Origin of the sequence: Colwellia sp. (genome assembly GCF_013215345.1) — a bacterium.
Taxonomy (GTDB): domain Bacteria; phylum Pseudomonadota; class Gammaproteobacteria; order Enterobacterales; family Alteromonadaceae; genus Colwellia.
The window spans coordinates 1-2,355 of record NZ_JABSOV010000236.1 but is presented as its reverse complement, the minus strand read 5'-3'; the positions used below and the strand labels follow the sequence as shown (position 1 = coordinate 2,355).

Genomic DNA, 2,355 nt, shown 5'->3' with positions numbered 1-2,355 from the left:
GATAAGTCATCAACGCTATATTTACCGCTATAACGTAAAGTGTATTGACGTCTACCTACGTCAATAAAGCCACCCGAAATATCATCACTGGCAGACACTAAGGAAATAAGTCTTGGAATTGAAATACCATATTCAGCCGCTTTAATGGGGTCGTAGCGAATTTGCAGCTCTTCTCGGTTTTGCTCCGAAAAAGTTTCCACACTGGCAACACCTTCAATCGACTCCAAGCGCGGTCGAATAACATCATTAGTAAAATCAATATACTGGCTAATATCTTGACCATTGCCCGGTAAAGCTTGTAAAAAGAAAAACGTCAGTGCTGGAGTATTGCCACGACCACCGCCAAGCATAATTCGTGGTGGCCGAGCATCTTGGGGTAAGTTAGCGACACGTGTCATGCGGCTAATCACTTCAATTAAGGTTTGCTCCATATTAGTGCCGACACCAAAAGATAAATTAATGTAAGCACCACCACGATTGGCATAAGCATTCATTGAATCTAAGCCCGGAATACCCCGTAACACTTGCTCTTGTGGTTCAATAATTTCAGATTCAACTTCTTTAGGGGATGCCGCTCGCCAAGAGGTTTGTATGCCAATTTGTGGACGTTCAATATCAGGAAATAATTGCACTGGCAGTTTAAATAAGCTGAGCATACCTACAAGTAGAGTTAAGGCGACAACGACAGCGACAGCTGCTGGACTAGTTAAAGCGCTCTTGGTGAGTTTCATGGTGATTCCATCATTGGATTACATTAATTAACAAATAAGATACAAGGGTAAGCTAATAAAGTAAGTGGACTTGCGGTTAATCGAGATAAAAACACGACCAATAACCAAGGAGAAATGCTTTGAAATTAGCTGAAATAATTAGACATAACTGTGATGATTTTGACACACGTTAGCATTTAATAAATCACCTCTGATAAGTAAAGCTTTACAGGCCAGCAAGAATGGCGCTGATATATACCCGTTCTACTTCAAGCTGGACCTTGAAGTAGAACGGGTATTAGTGACTTATTATGGTGAGCTCTGACTATTGATTGACAGACCGATAGGCTATAATCGCCAGCAACTTCAGCTAAAACAGTCGGCTATCATGATATCCTTAATCTCCCGTTTACTTCCTCTACTCTTATTTGCTTTATCATTTATCGCTCAAGCCAATTCAGTTGACAATAAAACGGATAAAGCCGAGCTGCCATCTCATAAAGCATTATTCGAGATGTGCTTATTTAAAGCGATTAAAAGTGCCGATAAAACAGCTACGTTAGCGGAGATTGAGCATTATTGTGAACAACAGGTTGCTGAAAAAGTTATTAGTAAAAACAGTGGCCAAAGTGTTGAGTTAGGCGTGTTAGCCAACAGAGTGATCCGCGAAAAAAGAACCGCTGCCGACCCCTATGTACTCACACCACACAAAATGAATTACATTCTGCCTTTATCTATGGTCGATGAAATTAACCGCACGGCTTATCAAGGACTTTCTGATTGGGCTGATGAATTAAAAGATGTCGAAGCAAAGTTTCAACTCAGTTTAAAAGTACCACTGCTCACTGACAGTTTATTTAGACAAGGCGATCAACTATATTTTGGTTTTACTTTGCAGTCCTGGTGGCAGATTTACTCGGAAGAAATTTCAAAACCCTTTAGAGAAACCAATTACCAGCCAGAAATTTTCTATTTCACCCCCATTAGTTTTCATCCTTTTGGCGGTAATTCTGCCCTAGTTGTTGGCGCAGAACATCAATCGAACGGCCGTTCACAGCTGTTATCAAGAAGCTGGAACCGTGTTTATGTTAATTACCTTTATGAAAAGCGTAATTTCGCCTTATCATTTCGTCCATGGTATCGCATACCCGAGAGTGAGAAGGAATCTCCGTCAGATGGTCAAGGTGATGATAACCCGGATATTTTAGATTATATGGGCCATTTCGAGTTAGGCTTGATGTATAAATACGACTCAGCTTATGAATTATCTTTTAAGGGTCGCAATAATTTTGCCACTCATAAAGGCTTTGTTGAATTTGGCGTGACTTTTCCTTTGTGGGGTAAGCTAAAAGGCTATGCCCAAATGAGTAGTGGCTATGGCGAAAGTTTAATTGATTATAATGTTAACCAAAGACGCTTTGGTATCGGTATCGCTTTAACCAACTTACTTTAACTACCAGTGTTAACCAAATGCTTTAACTAATGACTTACTTCATTGCTTGAGCAAAACGCTTAGTAAGTAACAGCCCTTCATTCATCGCCAGTTTATCAAGCTGTTCAGCTAAGGCTGTTAGTCTTTGTGAGGGTGTTGGGTGGGTTTTATACAACAAGGCTAAAGCGCTATCATCGGCGGATAATGATGCTA

The 2,355-nt window shown here is 40.4% G+C and carries 2 protein-coding genes; one reads left to right on the top strand and one right to left on the bottom strand.

Translation table 11 applies throughout. The annotated features are described in order from the left end of the window. On the bottom strand, window positions 1-731 hold a 731-nt coding region (locus tag HRT50_RS18570; RefSeq protein WP_291617277.1), incomplete at its 3' end, for an efflux RND transporter permease subunit. Between the two features lie 367 nt (window positions 732-1,098). On the opposite strand from HRT50_RS18570, the gene HRT50_RS18565 reads away from it, so the two are divergent. After that, window positions 1,099-2,163 (top strand): phospholipase A, encoded by a 1,065-nt coding sequence (locus HRT50_RS18565; protein ID WP_291617275.1) that lies wholly within the window; start codon window positions 1,099-1,101, stop codon window positions 2,161-2,163. The last annotated feature ends 192 nt before the right edge of the window (window positions 2,164-2,355 follow it).